This window comes from Cerasibacillus sp. JNUCC 74 (assembly GCF_053667775.1).
The window spans coordinates 3,952,907-3,974,375 of sequence record NZ_CM132207.1 but is presented as its reverse complement, the minus strand read 5'-3'; the positions used below and the strand labels follow the sequence as shown (position 1 = coordinate 3,974,375).

Here is a 21,469-nt window from a genome sequence, read left to right as displayed (position 1 = left end):
TTACCTCCCTAAACTTGTTATATGAACTTGATTCATTAACTCTGGTATATCCGTTAAATCACTTAATCCCTTAGAAAATGCTGTCGAAGCACCTGTAGCTACAGCATAAGCAAGTGCCTCAACCGGACTTTTATTACCGATTGTTTTGGCGATAAAAGCAGCTAATAAAGCATCTCCCGCACAAGCAGTGTTGACTACTTTCCCTTTAGGGGAACTCGATTTGATGACGGTTTGCTTATCTATATATAATGCCCCGTCTTCTCCTCTGGAAATAATGACATGTCTTGCTCCCCGCTGAATCAATTCTTCGCCATATGCTATCATCTGCTCTTCCGATAGGGAGTTTTCGCCAAATAGCTGTGCCAGTTCATCTTCATTCGGCTTTAGTAAATATGGACCATAAGGAAGTGTTTCTAATACAACAGGTGAACTAGAATCAAGGATCAGTTTCACAGCATTCTTATTACAAATGTTTGCAATGGTAACTAAAACGCGTTCATCTACCCCACGCGGAAGACTCCCGGATACGATTAAGATACTTTCTGCAGGAATTTCGTTTATTTTTTTCAACAGTTTATCTAAAGCCTGTTGATGAATAACTGGTCCTCGATTGACAATTTTGTATTCCTCATCCGCATTTATAAATACATTAATACGTGTATTGCCATCGACTTTAATAAAATCCGTAGTAATATCTAATTTCTCTAGTTCTTCTTGAATGAAATCACCTGAGAATCCACCGATAAATCCTAACGCCGTATTAGCTATTCCCATTTTTTTCAGCATCAAAGAGACATTGACACCTTTTCCGTTTGGCTGGTAATCTTCATCGTATGTTCGATTCACAGTATTCGGCTTTAACGCTTCCATCGCCACGTACAAATCGATTGCGGTGTTCATTGTGCATGTATAGATCACAGCCTCACCTTCTTTCTCTTTTGTTACTTTTAGTATGGCACAGATTTTTATGTAAATGTTTTCAGTTTATGTAAACCCATATACAAGAGCAAAAGCTAAAAGCACTCAAGTTAGACGTACAAACTGGAGAATTTCTGACAGGATAAAACAGTAGATCAAAGGCGAAGTTCGTAATTTCTTTGTTGTAACGCCTTTGTGATCGACATCCTTTTAAAAATCGCGAGTATTGCTACCGCAGTAATTTTGCTCTGTCGCCCTAAACGAATCGGGAATTTAGGAGCCGTTTTTCTTATTATGTTCGCAAAACATAAGCAGATTTTAGAATAAGAAAAGTATGGCTCCTTTTATTCGGGATCTGGATAAAGGAAACCTAGGGATATACCGATACCTGAGTGCACGCTTTAGATGCAAGTCAATGCTGACTTAGAAAGCGAAGTTTACTAGATGCAACACGAGCGCTTAAGCTAGACGACGAAGCTACTCTTTTAAAAAAAGTTATCCACCATGGGGAAACAGATATCAGTTCCTAAACAAAAAAGCCACTCACTGAGAAACAATTCCTGCCTCAGTAAGTGGCTAAAAACAACTTCTTATTTTCTTGTTCGAATCACATAAGAGTCAAGCAGTATCCTCGCAATGACATTAAGTGATAGACGAGAGCGTACTTCATATTCCGGAAACAGGGAATGCTCTGTTTTATAACCTAATAAAGTCATGTCAGATAAACGGCTTAAGGACGAATCCACTTTGGTGGTTAAGGTGATTGTCGTTACTTGTCTAATATTTAAGTTTTGACACGCTTCTACCAGCTCTTCCGTTTCACCATTTAACGATATAAAAATCGCGATATCATGTCTCGTAACTTTGCGGGATTTCACCCGAATAATATTCGGATCCTCATGTGTTTCGCAGATTTTATCTAATGCTTGCAGCTTAATCATCATTTCTTTTGCAATCATCTCTGAAAAACCGCGGCTAAAAATGTAAATCCGCTCTGCTTTATACATTTTCTGAACAACATCTTCAATTTGTCCAATGCTCTGTAGCTGAATCGTTCGCGATACTTCTTCTTCATTTTTCTTAATGACCTGTTTAATATCATCATCAATATCTGCCAGTAAATCATTGGTATCCACCATTTGCTTATCTTGTTTCAATCGATATTTAAATGAAGTATAACCATTATAACCAATTTTCTTCATTAATCGGACAATCGTTGCTGTCGATACATTTGCCTGTTCACTAAGTGTAACAATTGACATATCAGCTATTTCATCCATATGCTCATGAATGAACTCAAGTAAGTACCTTTCACTTTGACTGAGCATGGAATACGTTTGATGAGGAATATTGAATAAAGGCTTGTCCATGTTAACCCTCCCATTCATGGGGTACGTCAGAAATATGCCATACTAATCAAGGGGCTTTCAACCCTACTAACGGTTAGAAAATGACGTTGTCCCCCACCCGCTAGTGGGGGATATTTCTGTCCATTTCAACAATTAATCGTTGTAAACTACCTTTACAAACTTAAAACGGAAAGAGTATAGAGAATGCTTCATCTTATATCTTATCGTATTCGTTAAAGCTTTCCCCGTCAAGATCGAACGACTTCCATCATGATAGGACTCAGTCTTGCCTATCCATTATACAGATTCATAAACACCACTGAATGGAAGGTGTTTCCTTGCTTTCGTTACGCTTCTATAAATAAAGCTTATCTCATTAATTTTGCTGTCACAATATACCAGAGCTATTCCTTCGTAAATTTAATCGTGCTTCTAACTGTATCAATCGGTCGTACCATGTGCTCAATTTCTTTTCGTTTCGGCTCAAGAAATGGCGGTAAAGACAGCTTTTCCCCTAGTGTTTCATATGGTTCATCAATCATAAATCCAGGTCCCTCTGTTGCGAATTCAAACAAAATTTGCGGTACCACGCGCGTGTAAAGCGATTCAAAATAATATCGATTAACGAACCCGGAAGTCTGGAATCCGACGTTTTCCATTCGCGTTTTCCAATTTTCTAACATGTCATGGTCTTCCACCCCAAAGGCTACATGATGAACTGTCCCATAGCCTTGAAGTGCATTAGGCATCGTATCATTTGGTTCCACAATTACTTGAGCACCATTTCCTCCTGCTCCCATTTCAAACAGATGCAAACCGTTCTCCTCGGCAATTTCTGTAAACTCGAACACGTTTTCCAGAATTTCTTTAAAATGATCGAATTTAGCAATTCGGATAAAAATAGGTCCTAATGCCGTAATGGCATACTCTAATGGAATAGGTCCCTTTTGCCAAGGTATCCCTGCTTCTACACCGTGATTATGTTCATCTGAGATCAATTGATATTGCTGATCGTCAAAGTCAACAAAAGCTAATGTTTTTTTGCCAAATTGCTCTTGGATTCCTGTATGGTTCACTTCCAAGCGATCAAATCGTTCTACCCAATAGGTAAGAGCTGCATCAGAAGGAACACGAAAAGACGTCTTATAAATCTCATTCGTTCCATGTGAGCCTTTAGGAATTCCCGGAAAATCGAAAAAGGTCATATCCGTACCAGGATTGCCTTTATCATCTGCAAAGAACAAATGGTACGTTTGAATATCATCTTGATTTACTGTCTTTTTAACTAAGCGCATCCCAAGTACATATGTGAAAAACTCATAAATTTTCTCTGCACTGCTCGTAATAGCCGATACATGATGAATCCCCTTTAACTGATTCATATTAAAACCTCCCACCGAATTTATTATGAATTAAAAATATCTTAATTCATAATAAAAATAACATAAATTACTACTTATGTCTACTTATACTAGATGTATTCCCAAATGCACTTATTTATGTTACATACCATAAATTACAGATAATCATGTTCACCGAACAAAATCTAAAACACTTGGTTTCCAGCGTACAAACGGCAAACCTTCTGAAAACAGTAAAGTGAAACTTCATTTCTTGGAATGCTTTAACCAAGAAATGTTAGTACCGCAAGGGTATGACCTTAAAGGCCTCTGAACCAATCGGGCATTTAGGTGCCGTTTCTACAATGTATACTTCTCTATTCACTAAGTTGTAGTTTTACGGCACCTTACATGGGGTAAAGTGAAACTCCATTCAAGGAATACTCTTCTCTTAAAACATCAATAAAATGTATAATTTCTTATACAATAAGAAAATCCATTATCCTAACATCACTTTTAGAATAATGGAGTACAGAAAGCGGATAATTCTTACAATCTACTAGTAATGTATCTACGTAATACATGTACTAGTTACAGCTAACGTATAGCAAAATCACTTAACATTGCTTTATAACACGTGAAATAAGTAAGACTTTAATTCTTCCGTAGTGTGTACTGTTTTATTCGCTACACTAGGTTGATTTGCGGGTAATTGCTTTGCTGGATTAAGCCAAACGGCTGTCCATCCGGCTTGATGGGCACCAATCATATCGATTTGATAGTTATCGCCAATATACCAGGCACCCTGTTTCGTAAAGCGGAATCTATCTTCGGCTAATTCAAATATTTTCTGATCTGGTTTTGCAAGATGTTCTTCCTCTGAAACGATAATTTCTTTGTCAGAAAAATAGTTATTTAACCCTAGATTTTTTACTTTTTTCCGCTGGTTACGTGATGGCCCATTCGTGATAATAAGCGTTTGTATCCCTTTATCTTGCAAGAAATCCAATATCTCTTTTATATAAGGTCTTAATTCGATATGCTCCTGATTATTTTTATACATTGCTTGGAATGCTAGAGCTTCCTGCTCAGTAATCGTAATATTTAATTCCTGTAACGTCTCTTGAATACGAAATACATAAGATTCTTCTAATGTCCAACGTTTTCTAGTCACCTGTTCAAATCCGATATCACTATTTTTTTGATAGATGGGATAAATTTGACTAAAGTTAAGCTGTTTCGTTGCTGAAAACTCTTTAAATGTCTTCTGTAGTGGCAAGGTTCGATCATATAAGGTGTCATCTAAATCAAAGGCTATGATAGTCATGGTTTCGCTCCTCAACTTAAACTGAGTACTCTTATTAGAAAAACTTGGCTTATCGCCAAGTTTTTAGCGAAAGCTGTAGTTTTTCTTATACGATAAAGTGAAACTTCATTTCTTGGAATGCTTTTCCCAAGAAATGTTAGTTAAACGAATCGGGCATTTAGGTGCCGTTTTCTCCCACTTTGACCCTTTGCACGAACTCAGGACTTGAAGTGGGAAACTTACCGCACCTTACATGCGGGATAAAGTGAAACTTTATTCCGTGGAATGCTTTTTACACGGAATGTTAGTTGAACCAATCGGGCATTTAGGTGCCGTTTTCTCCCACTTTGACCCTTTTGTATCAATTCAGGACTTGAAGTGGGAGATTACGGCACCTTACATGCGGGATAAACCCTAAAATTTTATACTTTCTTATAGTACAAGATAGTATCAGATAATACCGGGTTGTCAAATACCATCATTCACCTCCCCATTAATTGGGAAAAGGTTCCAATATCTCTGCAATGCTTATTATGAAAGCGTTTATAATTTTGCAATTAGTTATTGAAACAAACTGTCATTTACATTAATCGCAGGTAGGAATAAACTTAAATATGTAATGAGGTTCACATTTTATCGTCATAAAAATCTCTTTAAGTTTTGCTCTAAAGGAGGTTTACAACAGTGGAGTTAACGAATCGACAAATGCTTTTAATCAAATTGCTTATGAAAGAATCTGAAATGAAAACTGCAGAGTATCTTGCAAATAAATTGCATGTATCTACACGAACGGTTCACTCAGATATCAAAAAAATGGAGCTTTACGTTCATAAATTAGGTTTTAAACTTGTCAGAAAAAGGGGGGTAGGAATTAAATTAATTGGTAATAAAAAGGCTGTTGAATTCGACCATTCAGATACGTTAACTCCTAAATTGCTATATGGTGTGAAAGAAAGAAGAATTCAAATTATTAGACGCTTACTGTTTAATCAGGAAACGGTCACACTAAGTAATCTAGCCGATCACTATTTCGTCAGCAAGAGTTCAATTAATAATGATTTAAATTTTATTAAGGAACAATTCTTAAATCAATCAACTGTACAATTAGTGAGCGATACACAAGGAACACGAATAGAAGGAACCGAGCAAGAGCTGCAAAACACACTTGTCTTGTTCAATGCACTAATCAGCAAATATGAAGCAAAAAAGATGGCTTTTTCAGAAAACAAACAACAAAAATATGATTTTCTCAATGAACTTTATGGAAAAGAATTAGTAGAAATATGTCATAACTCGCTTTATAAGTTTGCCGTTAATAAATTGGAATTGATTGCCGACTATTATGTATACAATATTTTAAGTATCATTATTGTTTTAACCTACAGAGCATCATTAGGACACCATATTCAAGCTAAGTCATTAAAGCAATCAATAAACTCTAATCAACCTAACATCATTTTAGAAGAAATATCTGGTATGACTGGAATTAAATTCACTAAAGGTGACGCAACATATCTTAATCGTCATATGGCTGCCAATAAAATGAGCTTAGGCGAAATAGACATGGATTTTAAGCCAATTATAGAAAAGATATTAGTAAAAGTCAGCAAAATGCTAAAGGTAGACTTAACAAAAGATAATAAATTATCCAGTCAATTAGAAAAGCATTTTCCATCGATGATCTATCGACTAAAACATAATTATTCTGTTCAAAATCCATTCATAACGCAAATCAAGCATGAATTTGGATTAATGTACAACATTACATGGTTTGTGATGAGCGGATTTGAAGATCAATTAGATATAAAATTTACCGAAAATGAAATTGGCTTTCTAATGATTTATTTCCAATCTGCACTTGATCGTATGCAGCTAAGAAAACGAGTGCTAATTATTTGTCCAACCGGAATCACCATGTCTGGACTATTATTAAATAGAGTTCGGAAAATACTTCCGCCCCTTGATCTAATAGAAATAGCATCTTTTGATGAAATGACTAAAGTCAATCTAAAAAAAGTAGATTTTATTATTTCAACTGCACATATTAAAGTACAGAATACACCATTAATTGTGGTGTCACCGCTTATAAGCAATGATGACATGGAAAATATTTCGAGATTTTACAATGCTAATTTTGTTTTAACAGACAATAAACGCAAAGCAAAAAAAGAAGTCCATTATTGCTTGACTAAAATTAAACCATATATCGACAAAAGATTGATTGAATTTGACTGTGAATATAAATGTATGACTGAAGCTATGCACGATGTCATAGATAATTTAGTTGCAAAAGGTTATGTAAATACGGCATATAAAGAAAGCGTATTCGAGAGAATGCGAGTAGGAGATATTGTGTTACCAACTGGAGTTGCTATTCCGCACGGAAACCCACAATTCGTGAAAAAATCCGTACTTGCCATTTATGTTAATAAGAAACCGTTGAAATGGAATGAGCAATTAATCCATGTTGTCTTCTTTATCTGTATTTCCAAACGAGACTTACAGCATGTTAAAGAAATACTTAGCTGTGTTTACAATTTAATTGAAGATAAAGAAACAGTAGAACAATTATGGATAAAATCCAGTAAAGATAAATTTATCAGCTTGTTAGGAAGTGGTATATCTTGATCAACAAAGAAATGATTTTTTTAAATGTCGACCTTCATAATAGACTTGATGTATTGGAGTTTTTAGTTAACCAAGCGTTTACAAACCATTTAATTACTGATAAACAAACGTTTATGACAGCTGTTTTAAATCGAGAAAAGCAAGTTCCAACTTCTGTTGATTTTAATGTTGCTATTCCCCATGGAAAATCCCATGTTATAAATGAACCATTTATAACTTACTTAAGTACAAAAAACAGCTTTCAATGGGATGAGAGAGGAGATGATCTCGTAAAGCATATATTTTTAATCGGTGTTCCTGAAAATGGCGGTAGTAAAATTCATCTTAAATATATTTCTCAAGTAAGCAAAAAGCTAATGGATGAAGTGTTTAGAAAAAAACTATTCGCATGTACGGATGCGAAAGCTGCATTTAAACAATTAAATGAAATTAATGAAAGAATCAAGAACTAACTATTAAGAAGGAGAAATGAACCATGAAAATCGTAGGTGTTACAGCTTGTACAACGGGAATTGCACACACATACATGGCACAAGAAGCGATAGAAAAGGAATGCCAAAAAAGAGGGTATGAAGCAATGATAGAGACCCAAGGTGGAATGGGAATTGAAAATGAATTAACTGATGAAGAAATTGCCAACGCAGACGCAGTCATTCTCGCTATTTCTATTGGCATTGAAGGTGATGAGCGTTTTGATGAAAAAAGAGAGGAAGGAAAAGTTATTACATTAGATCCATCTGTCGTTATTAAAAATGTAAGCAATGTCATTGATCAGCTAGAAAACTTATAATTTAAAAAAGCGATACATTTGTCCTACTATTCGTGTCAGTTATTTTATTTGAACATTCTGAATTAGGAGGGGATAATTATGTCCTTCAATGGTAAAAAAGTAGGAGAGGATTTAAAAAAAGCGTTTAGCACTGGGGTATCGTACATGATGCCTTCCGTAATTGTCGGGGGGATATTTTTAGCAATCGCATTATCTTCAGGAACGCCAACAGATGAAGGAATGGTTGTAACAAACCCGTTTCTACAAAATTTAAACACAATCGGAGTAGCAGGTTTTGCTATGATGATCCCAATTTTAGCTGGCTATATTGCCTATTCTATTGCAGGGAAGCCTGGACTTATTCCTGGTATGATACTAGGTCATATTGCTAATACCCCATTGGGTGATGAAGGTGTATCTACTGGGTTTTTAGGAGCTATGATTGTCGGAATTATGGCTGGCTATCTTGCAAAATATGTAAAAACGTGGAAAGTTGGTCCTACGATAAGGACTATTATGCCTATCTTAATCATTCCTATTATTACTACATTTATTGTTGGGATGGTTTATATTTATATCCTAGCTCAACCACTATCTGGGTTTGTAACATCACTCGTTGATTTCCTATCTTCATTACAGGGAGGTAACGCCTTACTTTTAGGATTGGTCATTGGTGCATTTACCGCTATTGATATGGGAGGACCAATTAATAAAACTGTGACTGCCTTTACGTTAGCTTTAATGGCAGAAGGTATTTTTGAGCCAAATGGTGCCCACCGTATCGCTGTTGCTATTCCTCCATTAGGACTTGCTATTTCTACATTTATTTCACGAAGAAAATATACGAAGGCAGAGCGTGGAATGGGTGTTAGTGCTGGTTTTATGGGATTGATTGGTATTACCGAAGGAGCAATTCCGTTTGCCGTAAATGACTTAAAACGAGTAATTCCTGCCATTATGATTGGTAGCGCTGTTGGCGGTGGAATCGGCATGCTGCAAAATGTAGGTACGTATATTCCGCATGGAGGATTAATCGTCATTGGCGCAGTTGATGGGAAACTATGGTTCTTCTTAGCCATGCTGATAGGGTCACTTGTAACAGCTTTAATATTACATTTTACAAAACCTGATCTTCCAGAAGCTGAGCTACCTAAAACTAAATAAATGTTGGTCTTTATGTGAATCTTTTAACTTAATAAAGCTTCTTCAAGAAATTAACCATACGAATATCTGTATTGGTTTCCAATAGATCTAACATCTAACCGGCAATTATTAAATTTAACCAAGACGTTGGCACTCTAGTACTTCTTGACCTTCACTGCCCGCTTTTTGAACAGCACCATTATTTACAACAGGAGGAATCATAATTATGAAAACACCTATCAAATCAACTGTTAAAGCATTGTTAGAATTGCAAGAAGAAGATAAAAGCGCAACATTATTAGGTATTGGCCCAATGTCAAAGAATTTATTACAAGCAAGCTTTGAATTAGCTAGAGATTATGATTTTCCATTAATGTTCATTGCTAGCAGAAACCAAGTAGATATGGATGAACTTGGCGGTGGTTATGTAAATGGATGGAATCAGTTTACCTTTATGGAAGCTATTAAAGAAATGGCAGTAAAAACAAGCTTTAACGGCTTGTACTATGTTTGTCGAGATCACGGTGGTCCGTGGCAACGAGACAAAGAAAGAAATGACCATTTACCAGTAAATGAAGCAATGGCTCTAGGAAAAAAATCATATTTAGCGGATATTGAAGCGGGCTTTGACCTATTAATGATTGACCCGACAAAAGATCCCTTCGAAGTGGGAAAAGTAATACCACTTGAGACGGTAATTGAACGCACCGTGGAATTAATTGAGTACTGCGAACAGGAGAGAAAAGCTCGAAATCTGCCGGAAATTGGCTATGAAGTAGGTACAGAAGAAACAAATGGGGGACTAACATCTACAAATATTTATGAAACATTTATTCTTCGCTTACAAGAAGAATTAGATGAAAAGGGATTACCAATGCCTACTTTTATTGTTGGACAAACCGGAACATTAGTGAGAAAAACGGAACAAGTGGGACAATTTAATTTTGAAAATGCCTATGAGCTCGCCCAAATGGCGAAAAAATATGGTGTTGGTTTAAAAGAACATAATGGTGATTATTTAGATGATGTCTCGTTACTAGAGCATATTCCATCACAGATTGCAGCAACAAACGTAGCGCCTCAGTATGGAACAGAGGAAACAAGAGGCTATTTAAAATTAGCTAGTGTCGAACAGAAGTTAAAAGATTACGGTTTGATTGAAAATCCATCTAATTTACTAGATGTATTGCTCTATCATGCTATTAAAAGTGAACGATGGAGAAAATGGATGGTTGGAGACCAAACAAAGCTCACGGTTGATGAAATTATGAAGGACGCTGAACTATCTACTGCTATTTTAGACATTGCCGGACATTACACATTCAACCTTGCAGAAGTGAAGAAGGAGATTGATAAATTATATGCTAATTTAAATCAGGTGAATATTAATGGACAGCGCTTTATTGTGGAACATATTAAACGACCGATACGCGATTATGTAGAATGCTATAACCTACAAGGTGCTACGACGAGAATTAAAGAAAAACTATAAAAAAGCAGAATTGAAGGGATAGATAGCTCTAATCAATAGGGATGGGGAAGGAACTCCTCATCCCCACTGATTTTAATCGTTTGCCAATCGGGTTATTACTATTACTAGATGTTTCCTTCAATAACTCTTGATTAGAAATACTTCTAGTCGATGGTTAAAGAAGGTCCCCTTTTCTGTTTTTCCTAGGAGTGTTTACTATGTTTGATAATATTGATCATTTAGCAGTTAATACGATACGGGCATTAAGCATTGATGCAATCAACGCTGCAAATTCAGGTCATCCCGGATTACCAATGGGAGCTGCACCAATGGCTTATGTACTGTGGACAAAGCATTTAAAAGTAAATTCTAAAAACCCAAAATGGGCTAATAGGGATCGTTTTGTACTATCAGCCGGTCATGGCTCTGCCATGCTTTATAGTTTATTACATTTAGCAGAATATGATGTTACAATAGATGATCTAAAAAATTTCCGCCAGTTGGGAAGCCGTACCCCTGGACACCCTGAATTTGGTGTAACAGATGGCGTTGAAGCTACAACGGGACCTTTAGGTCAAGGTATCGCCAATGCAGTAGGTATGGCGATGACTGAAGCACACTTAGCTGCTTCTTATAATCAAGACGGTTTTCCCATTATCGATCATTATACGTATACTTTGTGTGGCGATGGTGATTTAATGGAAGGAGTAGCTGCAGAAGCCGCTTCATTAGCCGGGCACTTAAAATTAGGAAAGTTAATTGTGTTATATGACTCCAACGATATATCACTTGATGGTCCAACTAGTAAAGCATTTACGGAAGATGTCGGAGCTCGCTTTATTGCTTATGGTTGGCAGCATATTGTAGTAGCAGATGGAAATGATTTAGAATCTATTTCTAAAGCAATCGAAACAGCAAAAGCAGAAACAGAAAGGCCTACGCTTATTGAAGTTAAAACAATTATTGGCTATGGTGCTCCTCATCAAGGTACGAATAAAGTACATGGATCACCTTTAGGAAAAGAAAATACCATGATAGCTAAAGAAAAGTATAGTTGGGATTTTCCTCCATTTACTGTACCAAAAGAAGTTGCGCTCTGCTTTCATGAACAATTAGTCAAACCAGGTGAAAAAAGAGAGCAACAATGGAATAGTTTACTTGCTACCTATGAGCAGCAATTTCCTAAGAAGGGCAAACAGTTAATAGATGTTCTAAACGGTAACCTACCAGCAAATTGGGAAGATCTATTACCAAGATACTCGACTACAGATACACCTATAGCTACACGAAAAGCAAGTGAAGCCGCTATTCAGGCAATTAGCAAAAAGCTAGCTTCATTTTGGGGAGGTTCAGCAGATTTAAGTTCTTCTAATAATACTATGATCCACCAATCTAAAGACTTTTCGCCTCTGGATTACTCAGGACGTAACATCTGGTTTGGCGTTAGAGAATTTGCTATGGGTGCAATAATGAATGGAATGCTTTTACATGGTGGAACGATACCGTATGTGGGGACTTTTTTTGTGTTCTCTGATTATTTACGGGCAGCGATCCGAGTTGCAGCGATTTCTCATCTTCCTGGAATTTATGTTCTCACCCATGATTCTATTAGCGTCGGTGAAGACGGTCCTACTCATGAACCGATTGAACAATTAGCATCTTTTCGCTCTATGCCTAATATTAGTGTTATCCGTCCTGCTGATGGAAATGAAGCATCTCAAGCGTGGAGAATGGCGATTCGCTCAACATCTAAACCAACATTGCTTATTTTAAGTCGCCAAAACTTACCTATCTTACCTGGTACTAGAGAAAAAGCCAGGTTTGGAGTTGAAAAAGGGGCTTATATATTATCCCCCGCTAGAAGTACCACCCAACATGGCATTATTATAGCAAGCGGATCTGAAGTTAACTTAGCGATACAAGTTCAAAAGAAATTATCAGAAAACGAAATTGATGTTTCTGTTGTCTCTATGCCAAGTTTTGATTTATTTGATCAACAAGATAAAACGTATCAAGCTCATGTTCTGCCAAATCATATACGAAATCGAGTTTCGATTGAATTAGGTTCTAATTTTGGCTGGAGTAAATATACTGGCTTAGACGGGATAAATATAAGTGTTGATAAGTTTGGCGCTTCTGGTAAAGGAGAAGAAGTAGTAAAAGCATATAACTTTACCACAAATTATATTGTACGGAAATATCTAGAAGTATTTTGCAACGAATGACTGCTTTATATGACCCTGAAGGTAATGAAAAGTAAAGCGTAACGTAGTATACTTTAATGTAATTTTTTTAGTCATTTAGCAAAAAAAACGTTATTTTATTCCTGCAAAGATAGTCCTAGAAAGCTATTGCATAGTTAAGATGAGAAATTTTTTCATCTTAACTATGCATGGATTCATCATTATATTCGAGCAACTTCTGGCACCGTCACTGTCCAGCTTCGACAGGAACGTTTACCACAAAAAGCAATCACGTCTTTCATATATACCCAGTCCATCCTCCCCTAACATATTCCGCCATATCTTTTGACAACAACTAGCAAATTCTGTTTCTCCACTTATATTATATAATAGCCCAAACCCATACAACTGCTTTGACTATCGACCCTTCACCTCTTGACATTACTATAACATAACACAATTTACTTTCAGCAATCATCATTCTGTTTCTGCTACCTTAAGCTTATATGCTAGGAATCGCTAAAATAATCCTTTACAATTTATTAAGGGTGTTTATGTCATAAAAAGAAACTTATTATTGGGAGGGAGAACATGTTTCTAGCTTGGAATGAAATAAAAAACAATAAATTGCGTTTTACCTTGATTATTGGTGTATTAATACTCGTTTCCTACCTTGTTTTCTTTTTATCGGGATTGGCAAATGGTTTAGAAAATATGAATAAAGCAGCTGTTGATAAATGGGATAGTCAAGGAGTTATTTTGACAAAGGAATCAGACATTAATCTACCTCAATCCAGTTTAAAGCTGGATGATTACAATGGCGAAGGCGCAGATGAATATGCAAGCCTTTCTCAGATCAGTTCCATAGCTACTTCAGGAAACAATAAGTCCAATGTAGCAATTTTTGGTATAAATAAAAATGAATTTATTATGCCAAATGTAACCGAGGGAGAAGAGTTTGACAAAACAGGTGAAGTCATCGCAAATGATTCCCTAAAAAATGAGGGTTTTGAGCTTGGTGATGAATTAAATCTTTCGTCGACAGAGGAAAAGCTGACTATTGTGGGCTTTACGAAGAATGCAAAATTCAGTGCTTCTCCTGTCCTTTATACTGATTTAGATACCGTGCAAAAAATTCGCTACGGGGAAGCTGCTGATAGCTATCAAGATCAGATAAATGCCTTTGTTATTCGGACTACTGATCTGTCAAATGTGGAAGTAAACGAAAATCTGCAAGTCGTGGATACTTCTACATTTATAGAAAATCTTCCCGGCTACTCGGAGCAAAATTTAACATTAACATTGATGATTTATTTCTTATTTGTTATCTCTGCTCTAGTACTCGCCATTTTCTTATACGTCCTTACCATTCAAAAAGTAAGTATTTTTGGTGTAATGAAGGCTCAAGGGATCTCCAGTAAATACTTAGCAGGGTCTGTTATTGCCCAAACATTCTTGCTTTCCATTGCCGGTGTTTTCATTGGCTTTATTTTAACGATAATAACTGGATTATTTTTACCTGAGGCCGTACCTGTTGACTTTAACTATCTAGATCTGATTATCTATGGAGTCGTGCTTATTTTTGTCTCCATATTAGGAGCACTCTTCTCTGTTCAAACAATTGTAAAAGTAGATCCACTAAAAGCGATTGGAGGTTAAACCATGGCAACTCTTGAAATGAAGCAAGTAAATAAAGTTTTTGGTTCAGGTCATACGGAAATTGAGGCGTTAAAGCCAACTGATTTCTCCGCGAATAAGAACGAATTAATTGCCGTAATTGGTCCCTCCGGCTCAGGGAAAAGTACCTTTTTAACGATTGCAGGAGGTTTGCAAACTCCGACGAATGGAACTGTGTTGATCAACGGTGCGGATATTACCAATTTAAAAGAAAAACAACGTTCAGCAATCCGATTAAGGGAAATTGGCTTTGTTCTGCAAGCCTCAAATTTAGTTCCTTATCTAAATGTCAAACAACAATTGCAGTTATTAGATAAGGTGAAAAAAGATAATTTACCTTTAGAAAAACTTCAAGAGCTTTATCAGACTTTAGGAATGGAGAAGCTTTTAACCAGTTTTCCAGCCGATTTATCAGGTGGTGAAAGACAGCGTGTAGCTATCGCAAAAGCATTGTATACAAATCCAAGTATTATACTTGCTGACGAACCAACTGCTTCGCTTGATTCTGATCGCGCGTTTGAAGTTATGGAAATGCTTAAAGAGCTAACTGTAAACAATAATAAAACAACTATTGTCGTTACGCATGATACGCGACTCATTGACTACTGTAACAAAGTATACAAGATTACCGATGGAAGACTTAGCTTACAAACAGAAAGAACCAAGAGTTAACCGCATCATTATTGATTCTTCCGAAAAAAGCAGATATACTAAGCACGATAAAGTAAGTAGCCAGTTGCATGAATACCGCAACTGGCTACTTTTTTCGTGCCCTGAATTTGCATTGTTTTAGTTATACTTATTCATACATTTTTGGTCCGACTTCGTGGTATGTTCGCCCGACTGTGGAGATACTCTGGTTCGTCTTCGGAGTGTTCTGTTCCGATTTCTGGGCATTTTAGTACGGTTTGATGAAGCTTTGTTTCGACTTTCGGGTATATTGGTTCGACTTTACAGTGTTCTGTTCCGATTTTACGACATCTTTTTTGTTTTTCAGCTTTCACAGCGGATTGTTGCACTCTATATGACGAATTCTAACCGTTGACTCTAATGCTTATTCGTTACGTTATTTCTAATTCTTGTGGACTTTCTTCACCTTTTTTATTCATTAAGCGGATATGCAAGGGTTTTATTTCTAAAACGATTAAGTTTGGATCATCTGGGCTAGAGAAGTATTGCTTTAGTTGATTACTCCATAATTGTTTTTTTAGTTCTGCAGATTCGTTAAAGCTTACCTTGCCTTCATATTCAACATACGCATCGCCCATTCCCTCTCCTTCATATCCGAGAATAATATGCGTATAAGGATTCTTTTCAAGATCCTCCATTTTTTCCGTATCTTTATCGGTTAATGTATATAGGGTTAAGTTATTATGATAAAATGTCATATACCTAGAGTGAGGCATATTCCTTTTTACTGTTGCCATCGGACCTATATAGCTATTTTCTAAGATATGCTCAATCTCTTTTCTTAATGCTTCTTGCTTCAATATTTACACCCCTTTTCATAGACATATCCAACTAATTGTCTTATCTGTATTATTCCTTCATCCGGGAATCTTAAACACAAAATCTTTATTGTTCATATTCTTTGCAATATAATCGTACGTACTCCTGCTTATTTCGTTATTTCAGCATGATTGCATAAATTCCTTAGCAATCGATTTTGATTCAACTCCATTATAAATTCAGTATAAATAGCAAAAATTTCAGATTATCTGATGGTGTTGTTATCGAAAGCTTCAGCAATCCTTGTTAAAGCATCGTGTTAAAAGTGATATTTGAAATTTATTGTACTCCCTTAATATCAGTTGCCTCCATCTAACTTTTAGCCAGTAAGACCTGCCGTTCCATGTTACGAGGTGAAACCTAGATAAGTGGGGAAATCAACTGCAAGTCAAATGTCCGATACTGTTCAGAGGCCTTTAGGTCATACCCATGTGGTATTAACCATAGTGGGAGGTAAAAGAAAACTCCCGCTGATTGATGTGTCCCCTGTCAAGTAGACAGTATTAAAAAAGCAAATTATCCAGCCTGTGTCCTGAACTGATAGGGACTCCGGTTGTTTAATTTCCTTTGGAACAAGTTGAGGATAAGGAACTGACTTATATAAATTTATTTGTCATTAAGAGTACTTCATGAACTTTCACATTTCTTGATACTCTTTTACCTGTCAATCCGTTTGATTTTGCCAAGCTGTTGAAGTACTTCTTCATAATATGGGAGTCCCTCGTTATCTCCAACAACACGCACCACCATCGAACCTATCGTATTGGCGAAATGTAAGATCTTGGTTAAATCCCAATTTTGTTGCAAGCCGTAAAGTACGCCAGCATTAAATCCATCACCCGCTCCTACGGTATCAACAACTTTTAGAGCTGGAACAGGAGCTGCCTTTACAATGTCTCCTTGATAATAACCGACTGATCCTTTATCAGCTTGCTTAACTGCTACAAAAGAAATTCCTAATTCCCTTGTTTTTTTAATAATCGATAACGGGTCTTTTTCACCAATTATTATTTCCATTTCCTCATCACCGGTGAGTAAAATATCGACCTTAGGCAAAAACTGTTCTAATACTTCTTTCGCTTTTTCCTTGGACCACATCCGCAAGCGAATATTTGGATCAAAAGAAACTTTTACATGATGCTTTTTAGCAAGATCAATGGCTTTTTCCATGACAGCAATATTTCGATCATCAATGGCTGGGTATATCCCAGTAAGATGCAGAATCTTTGCTCGTTGGATATAGCTTTCATCTAAATCATCCACCGTCATCGTTACCAACGGTGATTTATCCCGATAATAAAACGTTCGAGTGCTGCCATCCTCCATTCTTTCTTTAAAATTCAGCGAGGTAGGGTAACCATCAACGAAAGCTAGTTGTGATATATCAATACCTTCCCCGCGAATAAAATTACGGATATAACAGCCAAACTCATCATTTCCAAGCCTGCTAATATAACCTGACTTGAGTCCTAATCGGGAGCAGCCAATAGCTACATTGAGTTCAGCACCGCCAACTTGCTTTTCAAATGTGTGAACAAACTTCAATGGTCCCGTAGATCCTGGATTAAATACGATCATTGCTTCGCCTATCGTTATAACATCCATCCCATTTTTTCCTCCAAAATTTCTGCTAATCTATTGTATGATTTGTGATTACGTCGACAATCCCATTTCTTGCAACTAAAAGTCTATCGGTCATGTGGAGAAATAACCCTGTTTCCACTACGCCAACTAATTGTTTCATTTGTTGATGTAATTGCTCCGGCTGCGCAATTGTTTGAAATAAGCAATCCAAAATATAATTACCATTATCAGAAATGAACGGATCACTTCCGCTTTTCCTTAATACTGGAGTACATCCATATGCCGCAATTCTTTCCGCTGTTTTTTCCCAGCCAAAGGGCACGACTTCAATCGGTAATGGAAAAGCTCCTAGCTTAGACACTTTCTTTGAAGCATCGACAATAATAATAAGCTGATCAGCTGCTGCTGCTACAATTTTTTCGCGTACCAGCGATCCACCGCCACCCTTAATTAGCTGTAACTGTGAATCCACTTCATCGGCCCCGTCAATGGCAAGATCAACCTTCGTCGTTTCGGAAAAATCAGTCAACGGAATCCCTTTTTCTCTTGCTAGCTTTTCCGTTTTTATCGATGTAGGAATCCCTTCTACTTCTAATCCTTGACAAATTCGCTTTGCTAATTCATCTAACAGATAATTTACCGTTGAACCGGTTCCTAACCCAATTGTCATCCCAGAATTAACGTAGGCCACGGCAGCTTTTGCAGCTGCGCGTTTATCTCTATTTACATCATTCATTGTTCCACACTCCTCAGTGATTTGTAAAAAATTCCTGAGCAATACTAACTCATTTATAATAACTCAATAATTCTCCTAATACACTTGCTGCATCTGCTTGTGATGTTCCGGACACACCTGCAAACATCATCGAAACAAGTATGTTTGCATGAGTTAATCCACCACTGTCTCTTCTGCTCCCATAGCTCCTGTATGAACGTCAACTTTTAATAGTTCCATTTGATTCTTGTCTATAACTTCTTTAAACTTAAGCATACCGGTTTGATATGGATTATCAGATGATGTTTGATTGTGAGCAGCAAAACGTCGCCATCTAGATTACCATTATTAGAACAAGCCACTCCAAAAGAGAGAGCCCTATCCATAACCTTCACTAATTATCTCCCCTACGCGAAAGCAGCGGAGTTATTCCGCTGCTCGTTTTATATATTCCCCTGCCGTTTTGGTTAACTGTTCATAGTCTGCTTCTGTTGTTAATGATGGTGCGTTAACAAGATTACTGCCGATTCCTACTGCTTTAGCACCTTGTTTTAAATAATCATTCATATTATTTAACGTTATGCCGCCAGTTACCATTGCTTCAATATGTGGAAGTGGGCCTAAAATATTTTTAATATAGGAAGGTCCTACCGTTTCAGCTGGAAAGATTTTCACCATGCTTGCTCCATGTTCATAGGCTGTCACAATCTCTGTTGGGGTTAACACTCCTGGTATCACTGGGATGCCGTAACGATTTGCCAGCTTAAGTGTCGCTATATTTAATGTTGGCGAAACAATAAAATCCGCTCCTGCTAACATAACCAATCTCGCTGTTTCTGGATCAAGTACTGTTCCTGCTCCAATAGAAATATCGTCTTTCATTTTTTCGTGTGCGACTGCAATGACGCTTGCTACATTTGGAGTTTCTGCAGTGATTTCTACTGCCTTTACTCCTCCAGCAGCTAAAGCTTGTAAGATCGCTACAATATTTTTCTCATTTGCCTTTCTTATCACAGCAACTACCTTGGTTTCTTTAATAACTTTTATAGGTTCCATGTTACCTCTCTCCATTTCACTCTAAATTGGCATGTTTTTGCAATAATGCTTGTTCTGACGTTTGCTCGGGATACTGCCGTATTAAATAGGCAATGACAGCATCTAACACGATATGAGCGGCTTGATCAAATTGACTGCCCAACGGCTGAATAGTAATCGGCTCTGAGTTCAGTCGCTGTTTTGTAGCAGCCGGAACTTCTACAAGACAATGCGTATACTTCGTAATTTTAGATCGCCGATTGGCTGTTACCAAAGCAATCTTCGCATGGATAGCCATTGCTTTTTCAGCAAAGTACGTCAGTGTCCCTGTATTGCCAGAACCAGAAATAATCAATAATAAGTCATCAGACTCCATACTTGGGGTGATTGTCTCTCCAACAACATAAACAGAAAAACCACTATGCATCATCCGAATGGCAAACGCTTTTCCAATCAAACCTGATCTTCCTGTTCCTGCTACGAAGATAGATTTCGCCCGTTTTAGCTCTTCTGCTAATACCACTAGTTCATCTGAATTAACTGCTTGTAATACGTGAGTTACTTCTGATGCAATAGCATCTAGTGTCTTCCTCATTTTGCTTGTAAAATCCCCTTCCTTTAACAAGATTCTCTATTTATTAATTGTGGTGTAAAACGATAAATATTTGCTTTCATTCGTGCTTCTCTATTCTTTATTTGCCTAAATAGTAATTGAGCAGCTTTTTTGCCCATTTCAAAAGTCGGTTGCGCAACTGTCGTTAATGCTGGACGATAAAATGAGGCAAACACCACATCATCAATACCAATAATTGCCAATTCATCTGGAATGCGAACGTGATTATTCTTTATATATTGCAGTATTTCAAACAGGATACGGTCATTTAAAGCAAGTATAGCTTCAGGTGGGTCCGATAATGTCAATAGGTTTCGAATGAGTTGCTGCATTTCAGAAAAATCGCCACTTGCTAAATATGCTTTGTTATAGGAAATACCATTGTTTGCTAATGCTGCTTTGTAACCTGCTATCCTCTCTAGTCTCGGTGTTACCGGTTGCTGTATTGGCGGGGAAATTATAGCTATTTTTTGATATCCAGAAGCAATAAATTGATCAACCGCTAATTGAGAGGCCTGATGATTATCCAGTAATACAGCATCCATGTCTATTTCTGGTACTAGTCTATCCATAAATACAAAAGGATATTTTTCATCAATTAATTCTTGGTACAAGTCTTTATTTTCGCTAGTTGGAAACGTAATAATTCCATCAACCTGCTTAGCACGTAACATATCAATATAACCTTTTTCCTTTGCTGAATTGTCATCGGCGTTGCAAACAATGACATGGAATTTTTGTTTATGGCAATAATCTTCAATTGCCCGAATAATTTGCGTAGAAAAACCATGAAGAATATTTGCAACAATAACACCTATTGTCTTGGTAGATTTTTGCTTCAAACTTCTAGCGATGATGTTTGGCTGATAACCTAGTTCCGCAATTGCTAACTCAATTCGTTTTTTGGTATCTTCCCCCATATAATCAAAACGTTTATTTAAGAATTGCGATACAGTACTTTTAGAAACATTTGCATATGCTGCTACATCAGCAATGGTGACTTTTTTCATTCGGTACTCCTTTTCCAATTACTAAATCGGTTTAGTAAATCGATTTATGGATAGTATAATTCATTTGTAAATGTTTTACAACTAAATACAGATTGACCTTGTGACAAACGATTCGCTCAGTTTTTTTATAAGAATATGGAATCTTCCTTAGCATTCTTTATACCGCTTCTAAAAATCCAGGCATGAACCCAATTTCATGGACATACATATAGATTAAGA

Annotated in this window: 18 protein-coding genes; 8 read left to right on the top strand and 10 right to left on the bottom strand. The window is 36.8% G+C overall.

Going from position 1 to position 21,469, the window contains the following annotated elements:
* The 4 genes from pfkB to JNUCC74_RS17520 form a co-directional block, all read right to left on the bottom strand.
* Positions 1 to 918, bottom strand: coding sequence for a 1-phosphofructokinase (pfkB, locus tag JNUCC74_RS17535; RefSeq protein WP_454066303.1), 918 nt, complete (start codon positions 916 to 918; stop codon positions 1 to 3).
* 590 nt (positions 919 to 1,508) lie between these two features.
* Positions 1,509 to 2,288, bottom strand: coding sequence for a MurR/RpiR family transcriptional regulator (locus JNUCC74_RS17530; protein WP_077318659.1), 780 nt, complete (start codon positions 2,286 to 2,288; stop codon positions 1,509 to 1,511).
* A 383-nt stretch (positions 2,289 to 2,671) separates the two neighbouring features.
* Entirely contained in the window at positions 2,672 to 3,649 is a 978-nt protein-coding gene (locus tag JNUCC74_RS17525; protein ID WP_454066302.1) for a ring-cleaving dioxygenase, read from the bottom strand.
* A gap of 586 nt (positions 3,650 to 4,235) precedes the next feature.
* A complete protein-coding gene (locus JNUCC74_RS17520) occupies positions 4,236 to 4,934 on the bottom strand; it encodes an HAD family hydrolase (protein WP_077318661.1) in 699 nt (232 codons plus the stop codon).
* A gap of 663 nt (positions 4,935 to 5,597) precedes the next feature.
* Here JNUCC74_RS17520 and JNUCC74_RS17515 point away from each other — a divergent pair.
* The 8 genes from JNUCC74_RS17515 to JNUCC74_RS17480 all read left to right on the top strand — a co-directional run bounded on the left by JNUCC74_RS17515 (position 5,598) and on the right by JNUCC74_RS17480 (position 15,456).
* Positions 5,598 to 7,541 carry a BglG family transcription antiterminator gene (locus JNUCC74_RS17515; protein ID WP_454066301.1) on the top strand — a complete coding sequence of 648 codons (1,944 nt, stop codon included), beginning with the start codon at positions 5,598 to 5,600 and terminating at the stop codon, positions 7,539 to 7,541.
* Positions 7,538 to 7,993: a PTS sugar transporter subunit IIA gene (locus tag JNUCC74_RS17510; RefSeq protein WP_077318664.1), complete on the top strand. Its 456-nt coding sequence runs from the start codon at positions 7,538 to 7,540 to the stop codon at positions 7,991 to 7,993. Before JNUCC74_RS17515 ends, JNUCC74_RS17510 begins: the two co-directional genes overlap by 4 nt.
* Positions 7,994 to 8,016: 23 nt before the next feature.
* Positions 8,017 to 8,331: a PTS fructose transporter subunit IIB gene (locus JNUCC74_RS17505; protein WP_077318665.1), complete on the top strand. Its 315-nt coding sequence runs from the start codon at positions 8,017 to 8,019 to the stop codon at positions 8,329 to 8,331.
* A 78-nt stretch (positions 8,332 to 8,409) separates the two neighbouring features.
* Entirely contained in the window at positions 8,410 to 9,474 is a 1,065-nt protein-coding gene (locus JNUCC74_RS17500; RefSeq protein ID WP_077318666.1) for a PTS fructose transporter subunit IIC, read from the top strand.
* A 205-nt stretch (positions 9,475 to 9,679) separates the two neighbouring features.
* Positions 9,680 to 10,945, top strand: coding sequence for a class II D-tagatose-bisphosphate aldolase non-catalytic subunit (locus JNUCC74_RS17495; RefSeq protein ID WP_454066300.1), 1,266 nt, complete (start codon positions 9,680 to 9,682; stop codon positions 10,943 to 10,945).
* A 197-nt stretch (positions 10,946 to 11,142) separates the two neighbouring features.
* Positions 11,143 to 13,149 (top strand): transketolase, encoded by a 2,007-nt coding sequence (gene tkt / locus JNUCC74_RS17490; protein WP_454066299.1) that lies wholly within the window; start codon positions 11,143 to 11,145, stop codon positions 13,147 to 13,149.
* A 549-nt stretch (positions 13,150 to 13,698) separates the two neighbouring features.
* Positions 13,699 to 14,766, top strand: a complete 1,068-nt coding sequence (locus JNUCC74_RS17485) for an ABC transporter permease (RefSeq protein ID WP_454066298.1) — start codon at positions 13,699 to 13,701, stop codon at positions 14,764 to 14,766.
* A 3-nt stretch (positions 14,767 to 14,769) separates the two neighbouring features.
* Positions 14,770 to 15,456, top strand: a complete 687-nt coding sequence (locus JNUCC74_RS17480; protein WP_454066297.1) for an ABC transporter ATP-binding protein — start codon at positions 14,770 to 14,772, stop codon at positions 15,454 to 15,456.
* 389 nt (positions 15,457 to 15,845) lie between these two features.
* On the opposite strand, the gene JNUCC74_RS17475 is transcribed toward JNUCC74_RS17480, so the two are convergent.
* The 6 genes from JNUCC74_RS17475 to JNUCC74_RS17450 all read right to left on the bottom strand — a co-directional run bounded on the left by JNUCC74_RS17475 (position 15,846) and on the right by JNUCC74_RS17450 (position 21,250).
* Entirely contained in the window at positions 15,846 to 16,274 is a 429-nt protein-coding gene (locus JNUCC74_RS17475) for a pyridoxamine 5'-phosphate oxidase family protein (protein WP_454066296.1), read from the bottom strand.
* Positions 16,275 to 16,950: 676 nt separating this feature from the next.
* Positions 16,951 to 17,898: a sugar kinase gene (locus JNUCC74_RS17470; RefSeq protein ID WP_454066295.1), complete on the bottom strand. Its 948-nt coding sequence runs from the start codon at positions 17,896 to 17,898 to the stop codon at positions 16,951 to 16,953.
* Positions 17,899 to 17,923: 25 nt separating this feature from the next.
* Positions 17,924 to 18,613, bottom strand: coding sequence for a ribose-5-phosphate isomerase RpiA (gene rpiA, locus JNUCC74_RS17465; protein ID WP_454066294.1), 690 nt, complete (start codon positions 18,611 to 18,613; stop codon positions 17,924 to 17,926).
* Positions 18,614 to 19,018: 405 nt separating this feature from the next.
* Positions 19,019 to 19,648, bottom strand: a complete 630-nt coding sequence (locus tag JNUCC74_RS17460) for a bifunctional 4-hydroxy-2-oxoglutarate aldolase/2-dehydro-3-deoxy-phosphogluconate aldolase (RefSeq protein ID WP_454066293.1) — start codon at positions 19,646 to 19,648, stop codon at positions 19,019 to 19,021.
* Between the two features lie 16 nt (positions 19,649 to 19,664).
* Complete coding sequence (gene hxlB, locus JNUCC74_RS17455; protein ID WP_454066292.1) at positions 19,665 to 20,222, bottom strand: 6-phospho-3-hexuloisomerase; 558 nt, start codon at positions 20,220 to 20,222, stop codon at positions 19,665 to 19,667.
* 23 nt (positions 20,223 to 20,245) lie between these two features.
* Positions 20,246 to 21,250, bottom strand: coding sequence for a LacI family DNA-binding transcriptional regulator (locus JNUCC74_RS17450; RefSeq protein WP_454066291.1), 1,005 nt, complete (start codon positions 21,248 to 21,250; stop codon positions 20,246 to 20,248).
* Positions 21,251 to 21,469 lie beyond the last annotated feature (219 nt).

Coding starts and splice junctions, on each gene's coding strand:
- JNUCC74_RS17485 (WP_454066298.1), top strand. CDS start 13,699: ATGTTTCTAGCTTGGAATGAAATAAAAAACAATAAATTGCGTTTTACC.
- JNUCC74_RS17460 (WP_454066293.1), bottom strand. CDS start 19,648: ATGGAACCTATAAAAGTTATTAAAGAAACCAAGGTAGTTGCTGTGATA.
- JNUCC74_RS17495 (WP_454066300.1), top strand. CDS start 9,680: ATGAAAACACCTATCAAATCAACTGTTAAAGCATTGTTAGAATTGCAA.
- JNUCC74_RS17500 (WP_077318666.1), top strand. CDS start 8,410: ATGTCCTTCAATGGTAAAAAAGTAGGAGAGGATTTAAAAAAAGCGTTT.
- JNUCC74_RS17530 (WP_077318659.1), bottom strand. CDS start 2,288: ATGGACAAGCCTTTATTCAATATTCCTCATCAAACGTATTCCATGCTC.
- JNUCC74_RS17520 (WP_077318661.1), bottom strand. CDS start 4,934: ATGACTATCATAGCCTTTGATTTAGATGACACCTTATATGATCGAACC.
- tkt (WP_454066299.1), top strand. CDS start 11,143: ATGTTTGATAATATTGATCATTTAGCAGTTAATACGATACGGGCATTA.
- JNUCC74_RS17450 (WP_454066291.1), bottom strand. CDS start 21,250: ATGAAAAAAGTCACCATTGCTGATGTAGCAGCATATGCAAATGTTTCT.
- rpiA (WP_454066294.1), bottom strand. CDS start 18,613: ATGAATGATGTAAATAGAGATAAACGCGCAGCTGCAAAAGCTGCCGTG.
- JNUCC74_RS17470 (WP_454066295.1), bottom strand. CDS start 17,898: ATGGATGTTATAACGATAGGCGAAGCAATGATCGTATTTAATCCAGGA.
- hxlB (WP_454066292.1), bottom strand. CDS start 20,222: ATGAGGAAGACACTAGATGCTATTGCATCAGAAGTAACTCACGTATTA.
- JNUCC74_RS17505 (WP_077318665.1), top strand. CDS start 8,017: ATGAAAATCGTAGGTGTTACAGCTTGTACAACGGGAATTGCACACACA.
- JNUCC74_RS17480 (WP_454066297.1), top strand. CDS start 14,770: ATGGCAACTCTTGAAATGAAGCAAGTAAATAAAGTTTTTGGTTCAGGT.
- JNUCC74_RS17525 (WP_454066302.1), bottom strand. CDS start 3,649: ATGAATCAGTTAAAGGGGATTCATCATGTATCGGCTATTACGAGCAGT.